We start from the raw sequence: 6,675 nt of genomic DNA, 5'->3' as shown, positions 1-6,675 counted from the left end.
AAACTTTGCGTTATTGATCTTAGTTGAACCGCCGTATACGGAACCGTACGTACGGTGGTGTGAGAGGTCGGGAGTTAATCACTCCCTCCTACTCGATTGAGTGGACTTGTTAGCGTACTAGCTTGATTAGCGGCAGAAATTCGGTATTTAGCAGCGTTCTTAACTTGATTAGCGGCGGAAATTCGGTATTTAGCAGCGTTCTTAACTTGATTAGCAACGAAAATTCGGTATTTAGCGGCGTACCTAGCTTGGTTAGCGGCGCAACTAATACTTTTAGCAGCCATACCCAATATAAGCTGGACAGTTTGAAAAAAATTAAAGTCAGCTGTGAAAAACTTTGTATAGAGTTTTTTACAATTTTATGGACTTGACGAAAACTACTCAGATAGGCTGAGGGAAATCCGCTTAGGTAAACCACCCAGGTCAATAAGTGCTCCAATCAATAATTTCCACGCTTAAGCAAACATCACGAAATATCATGCCATAACAAAAAGCCTTTCCACAAATATAAAGTGGAAAGGCTTTTATAGTTACTGAGTGCTATCTTTATCTGTTGAATCTTCGCCAGTAGCGTTATCTTTATTAGTATGTTTATTCGTTAAGCTACTAGATGCTTTATTAGTGTCAAGATGGTTCTTTAGCGTTTGTGATATTTCATCAACTGATTCTCGATTTAGTTGATAGTAGTAAACACCAGTAGACATATCATCTGTACCATCTAATGTTAAAGAATCGATACGTGGCATCCCTTGTGATAAATAAGATAGGAATGACTTCATTTCGCTAAATGTCATATTTGTCTTCATGTTATCACCAAGTGCTCTAATGACATCATCGTACTTTGTAATGGATCCTACAGAAGAAACTTTATTGATGATCGCTGTTAAAATCTCTTGTTGACGTTTGCCGCGTTCAATATCACTGTCTTGCTTACGTGTTCTTGCTAGTGCAAGTGCTTGACTTCCGTTTAAATGCTGTAAACCTGGCTCTAAATTGATGGCATTGCGATCGAATTCGTCTTTTTCGTGTAATTTGTACGGTACTTCTGCTTCAATTCCACCTAATGCATCAACAACATCAATAAACGCATTAAAGTTCATACGAACATAGTAATCAATTGGCACATCTAATAGTTTTTCTACTGTATCAATTGTTGAAATTGTTCCACCATAGGCATGTGCATGAGTAATTTTATCCTTATGTTTTACAGAAGGGATATATACATATGAATCTCGAGGGATACTCAACATTTTAATTGTTTTTGTTTTATTATTTAATGTTGCTAGAATAAGAGCGTCCGAACGTGAGTGGTCAGAGCCTTGCCCGCGATTTTCACTATCATCAACACCGACAAATAGGATTGAAACATTATCGTGTACTGGTTCTACCTTCTCATTACGAAGTGCAGAAATGTCTCGCCCTTTTAATTCTTCGTGTGCTGAGTCAGCTGCATGCTTTACTTGCTTCGTAATATATACTCCATAAGCAGTTGCGCAAATTAGTAAACTAGCAACAAGAAGAAGGGAAATCTTTATAATTAGGGAGGCTTTAGACGACCTCTTTTTGCCTTGCTTTTTAATTCTATTTTTCATTTTTAATATATTCTCCTCTGAATTTTGGGAATAATAAAGCGATTAAACACAGTAATTTTAGAATATGCGTAAAAGATAAAATAGCTCAATATTAAAATTATACTATGGATATTTAGTATTCGACAATTAAAACTATTTATTTTACAACAAATTCAATAAATTGAGCTTTCTCAAAAGTAATGTTTGCTTGTCCATTTGTCATTTCTGTTACCCAGTTTTGAAACTGTTCTTCTTCCTCTTTTAATACGGATACAATAATTTCGACGCCTTCTAAATAGCGAATTTCTTCTAAAGTATATGAAGAACCTCGAATTTCATTTTCTACTTTACCTAACCATGTGTAATCAATAGAAATGTTCATAAAATGGTGAAGCTTGCGTTCTACTACTTGAGCAGCAAGTAATCCTTCTGTTGTCGCTTTTCCGTACGCACGAATAAGACCGCCACCGCCAAGCTTAATGCCACCAAAGTAGCGTGTGACGACAACGACCGTATCTTTTAACCCTTGTTTTTTTAGGACTTCTAACATAGGGACGCCAGCTGTGCCACTAGGTTCCCCATCATCGTTTGCTTTTTGAATATGATCATGTTCTCCAATAATATAGGCTGAACAATTATGTGTTGCATTATGATGCATTTTTTTTATGCGTTCAATAAAAGAAATTGCATCCTCTTCCGTTTCTGCACGTTCTATATAAGTAAGGAAACGAGATTTTGAAATAACAATTTCACTTTCTCCGTATCCTTTTACAGTTAAATAGTTTTCTCTCATCAGTATCAATCTCCTTTAAAGTAGAGTTCTATTCTATAATTTTCATAAAGAAAAAGCATTAAATTTTAACATGGGAATGCTATAATAGATGTAGACTATGTAATTGGTCTATTGAAATAGTAAGTAATCATAAGACATTAGACTGGGGAGTATACTATGTTTTCAAATGATACCTTCGATTTAAAGTCGCTTGATGACATATTTAATCGAATGTTAGAAACAATCATGAGCTCAAAAGATGATATCTTTATTATAAGCGAACAAAGCCGAAGAAGTTTCGAAGATATGAAAATAGAGCTAGAAATTGTTCGAAAACAAGTTTCAATTGTTATTGATGAAGGCGATGCTTTAGAAAAGAGTACACAGCTTGCTAAGCAAAGACTTGTGTTAGTGAGTAAAGCTTTTGATAATTATACCGAAGATCAAGTTAGAGAAGCATATGAAACCGCGCATGATTTTCAAGTGAAGCTCTCCGTTATTAGAACACAAGAAAAGCAACTACGTGATAAAAGAGATGATTTAGAGAGAAGATTAAGAGCGTTACTCGATACGATTGAACGTGCAGATCATATTGTCAATCAAGTAAATGTCGTTTTGAATTACTTAACTTCAGATTTAAGAAATGTTGGTTTAGCACTAGAACAAGCAAAAATGAAACAAGATTTTGGTATACGTATTATTGCAGCACAAGAAGAGGAACGCAAACGTCTATCTAGGGAAATTCATGATGGACCTGCTCAAATGCTGGCAAATGTACTAATGCGCACTAATTTAATAGACAGGACGTATCGTGAAAAAGGCATTGAATATGCTTTAGATGAAATTGCTGATTTAAAGAAAACGGTGCGTAATGCTTTATCTGAGGTGCGACGTATAATCTATGATTTAAGACCAATGGCACTTGATGATTTGGGGATTGTTCCGACATTAAAAAAATACTTATCGACAGTGACTGAATATAATCCTGGTGTTGAAGTTCATTTCCAATCGAGAAGCACCGAAAAGCGTATACCATCAAATTATGAAGTATCTATTTTCCGATTAGTGCAAGAATGTGTAACAAATGCCATGAAGCACGGGAAATGTAAAGATATTTGGGTAAGACTGGAGTGGTTGAAAGATGCCGTAAATATCGTTGTAAAAGACGATGGTATAGGTTTCAATCCACAGGAGGTTAAAGACCATTCTTTTGGGATTTTAGGTATGAAAGAACGTATCGAAATTTTGGATGGGACGATCTCAATTAAAAGCGAGATAAATCGAGGTACGACGGTGTTATTTAAAATTCCGTTAGAAGTAGAGTAAAACGATTGTTGGAGAATTTTAGGGGGTAAAGACAAATGACGAAGATTATTATTGTAGACGATCACCAGCTATTCCGCGAAGGAGTAAAACGTATTTTAGATTTTGAAGATACATTTGACGTAGTAGCAGAAGGTGACGATGGTACAGATGTGGTTTCTTTATATGCTGAAAATCAACCAGATGTTGTACTAATGGATATTAATATGCCGGGGAAAAATGGAGTAGAGGCAACGGCAGAATTAATTAGTGAATTCCCAGATGCGAAGGTTATTATGTTATCCATTCATGATGATGAAACATACGTAACACACGCGCTGAAATCTGGATCACTTGGCTATATGCTAAAAGAGATGGATGCTGACGAAATTGTCGAGGCCATTAAAGTAGTTGCGAATGGTGGATCTTACCTACATCCAAAAGTAACTAAAAATTTAGTAGCTGAATTCCGTCGTCTTTCTGAGCATGAAAATAAAGGTAACTTCCATCAAACAGAAATTCGCCGTCCATTCCATTTACTAACGAAACGTGAATGTGAAGTATTACAATTATTAACAGATGGACAATCTAACCGTACAATTGGTGAGACACTGTTCATTTCTGAAAAAACAGTTAAAAACCACGTTTCAAGCATTTTACAAAAAATGAATGTAAACGACCGTACACAAGCTGTTGTTACAGCCATTAAAAATGGTTGGGTTGAAGTACGCTAATAGTATATATTGAAATTAAAGCTGTTTTTAAAGGCTACTATTTTATTTAGTAGTTTTTAAAGCAGTTTTTTTACCTTCTTTCAGCAAATGTCTTTGTACCGAAAGTAAAAGCGTACGCTACAGAAGCCTCCCGCCTCTAAGGTGGTGAGATGAATGCAGATATAAGCTACTTTTCATCAGGTCGGTATGTGTCACGGAATCAGCTTGTGCCACAAAGCAGATTCCGGACGCAATTATGCCGAGGCATAATTGAGGGCGAAATCGTAGCGCTGTCCACAGAAGATTTCTGTAATATCTACACCTATTAGAAAAGAAACCCACGTTATCCAAATGTCGTTTAAAGGTGTAACAATTTATACATAGTGATTACATAAATAGTGCAACATTTTAAAACCATGGGCGTCATAAGGAAGATGTAACGCCTAAATGTTGAAAATGCACAACAAAATTCCTACAACGGAATTTATATGCTACAATATGCGCGGGAGGTTTTTTGATGTTAAAAAAAAGTTTTCTAGCAGTTTTTACCTTATTAATGTTAACTACATTAGTGTTAACTGCCTGTGGTAATAAAAAAGATGATGAAATGAGTGCAGAAGAAAGACAAAAAATCATTGATGATGGAACCGTCGGATTTGAAACGAATAGTGGGAAAATAACAAAGGCAGAAAATATCCCAGTTGAAGAAAACAAAGCGATAGTAGCAGCCTTTAATGAATATATTGCAGCTCTCAATTCAAAAAAAATTGATCGTTATATGCAAACGCTCTCAAAGAATCCAAAAGGTTTCGATTATGAAGGAGAAAAGAACTACATTACAGATGTATTTAAACAGTCAGACGTTAAACGAGATGCGAAAAATACTACGATTATAAAATATAGCGAAAATGAAGCACAGGTCTATTCAAATATAACATCGCATTTTGTACAAACTGCAACAAATGTAAAGCATGAAAGTGCAGGACAACAAGTTACAGTATTCGTCAAAGAAGATGGACTCTGGAAGGTCACTAGCGTCTTCTATACTGAATCAACTAAATAAAATGAGGATATCTTCATTCGGGCTCATCACTAAGAGTTGAGGTTGGGTGATTTTCTGAAATTAGCGTCAACAGCAAGCTAGATAGAGAAACGAAGGCAAAAAGCATCGCGCCCAACGACTCATTGGACTTGCCTAGCTGGAACGGAGATCACACCCCAATTTATGGTGATGTGCCTTTACTTAATAGAAAGATTTATTAAACGAAGATAAATCCGTATACATAGAAAATGAATGTGAAATGGACGCTAAGTTATCAATTTAGCAGATGTCTAGAATGTTGAAAGAGGGAAGAGGACTGACCACTATTCGACATTCTGACGAGATTACGCAATGTCGTAATTCATTTCACATTCATTTCTTTTTATTGTAAACTATGTAGAATAGGAGAGTGGACATGAATGAGGACAGCAATCGTAACAGATAGTACTGCATATATTCCGGCTGAGGAACGAGAACGCTTAAACATTCATATGATTCCGTTAAGTGTTAATATCTCAGGGCAACTATTTGCAGAAGAAGTAGATATCACAGCATCTGAATTTTATGATAAAGTACGTGGGGCAAAGGAATTCCCAAAAACAACGCAGCCCCCAATTGGAGAATTTGTCTCTCTTTTTGAGGAGCTAGCAAAAGAGTATGATGAAGTAATATCTATTCATTTATCAAGTGGAATCAGTGGAACATACCAAGGTGCAATTCAAGCAGGTGAGATGGTGGAAGACATTGATGTATACGCTTTTGATAGTGAAATATCCTGTGCGGTACAGGGTTTTTACGCTCTAAGAGCAGCTGAAATGGCGGCTAAAGGTTTTTCTGCAAAAGAAATTCTCGCTTCATTGGCGGACATGAAGCAATCGATTCGTGCTTACTTCATTGTAGATGACTTAGCGCATTTACAACGTGGGGGACGTTTGTCTTCAGCAGCGGCATTAATTGGCGGCTTATTACAAGTAAAGCCAGTACTGCATTTTGTGGACAAGGTTATTGTACCTTTTGAAAAAATTCGTACGCGTAAAAAAGCATTAAAGCGTGCGGAGGAGCTACTAGCTGAGGATGTTCAAAAGTATGAAGCACTAGACGCTGTCGTAATCCACGGCAATTGCCAGGCTGAAGCAGAAGAATGGCTAGCACAACTAGCAGCAACCTACCCGAGCGTTAACTTTAAACTAAGCTATTTCGGTCCCGTCATTGGCACACACTTAGGTGAAGGCTCAATGGGGCTCGGCTGGACAAAAAAATAATAGTAAATGAGAT

The 6,675-nt window shown here is 36.6% G+C and carries 6 protein-coding genes; 4 read left to right on the top strand and 2 right to left on the bottom strand.

The window, feature by feature from the left end:
- Positions 1-530: 530 nt before the first annotated feature.
- Together PVA17_RS14775 and PVA17_RS14770 are read right to left on the bottom strand one after the other, a co-directional pair.
- Positions 531-1,592 carry an LCP family protein gene (locus PVA17_RS14775; RefSeq protein ID WP_132360508.1) on the bottom strand — a complete coding sequence of 354 codons (1,062 nt, stop codon included), beginning with the start codon at positions 1,590-1,592 and terminating at the stop codon, positions 531-533.
- A 136-nt stretch (positions 1,593-1,728) separates the two neighbouring features.
- The gene (locus tag PVA17_RS14770) at positions 1,729-2,364 is read right to left on the bottom strand and encodes a YigZ family protein (protein WP_132360510.1); all 636 of its coding nucleotides are present in this window, start codon (positions 2,362-2,364) and stop codon (positions 1,729-1,731) included.
- A gap of 156 nt (positions 2,365-2,520) precedes the next feature.
- Between PVA17_RS14770 and PVA17_RS14765 the strand changes: the two genes are divergently transcribed.
- The 4 genes from PVA17_RS14765 (at position 2,521) to PVA17_RS14750 (ending at position 6,662) form a co-directional block, all read left to right on the top strand.
- Positions 2,521-3,669, top strand: coding sequence for a sensor histidine kinase (locus PVA17_RS14765; protein ID WP_132360512.1), 1,149 nt, complete (start codon positions 2,521-2,523; stop codon positions 3,667-3,669).
- Between the two features lie 35 nt (positions 3,670-3,704).
- Complete coding sequence (locus tag PVA17_RS14760) at positions 3,705-4,379, top strand: response regulator (protein WP_132360514.1); 675 nt, start codon at positions 3,705-3,707, stop codon at positions 4,377-4,379.
- Positions 4,380-4,875: 496 nt separating this feature from the next.
- Positions 4,876-5,421 carry a nuclear transport factor 2 family protein gene (locus PVA17_RS14755; protein ID WP_274068104.1) on the top strand — a complete coding sequence of 182 codons (546 nt, stop codon included), beginning with the start codon at positions 4,876-4,878 and terminating at the stop codon, positions 5,419-5,421.
- Positions 5,422-5,819: 398 nt separating this feature from the next.
- Positions 5,820-6,662 carry a DegV family protein gene (locus tag PVA17_RS14750; RefSeq protein ID WP_274068103.1) on the top strand — a complete coding sequence of 281 codons (843 nt, stop codon included), beginning with the start codon at positions 5,820-5,822 and terminating at the stop codon, positions 6,660-6,662.
- Positions 6,663-6,675 lie beyond the last annotated feature (13 nt).

The organism is Lysinibacillus sp. CNPSo 3705, from assembly GCF_028674935.1.
In the GTDB taxonomy this organism is placed as follows: domain Bacteria; phylum Bacillota; class Bacilli; order Bacillales_A; family Planococcaceae; genus Lysinibacillus.
The sequence above is the reverse complement of the archived record's forward strand: the minus strand, read 5'-3'. Positions and strand labels throughout refer to the sequence as shown.

Bases quoted from the DNA above. Each gene is read 5' to 3' on its own strand.
- PVA17_RS14755 (WP_274068104.1), top strand. From the start codon at position 4,876: ATGTTAAAAAAAAGTTTTCTAGCAGTTTTTACCTTATTAATGTTAACT.
- PVA17_RS14765 (WP_132360512.1), top strand. From the start codon at position 2,521: ATGTTTTCAAATGATACCTTCGATTTAAAGTCGCTTGATGACATATTT.
- PVA17_RS14750 (WP_274068103.1), top strand. From the start codon at position 5,820: ATGAGGACAGCAATCGTAACAGATAGTACTGCATATATTCCGGCTGAG.
- PVA17_RS14770 (WP_132360510.1), bottom strand. From the start codon at position 2,364: ATGAGAGAAAACTATTTAACTGTAAAAGGATACGGAGAAAGTGAAATT.
- PVA17_RS14775 (WP_132360508.1), bottom strand. From the start codon at position 1,592: ATGAAAAATAGAATTAAAAAGCAAGGCAAAAAGAGGTCGTCTAAAGCC.
- PVA17_RS14760 (WP_132360514.1), top strand. From the start codon at position 3,705: ATGACGAAGATTATTATTGTAGACGATCACCAGCTATTCCGCGAAGGA.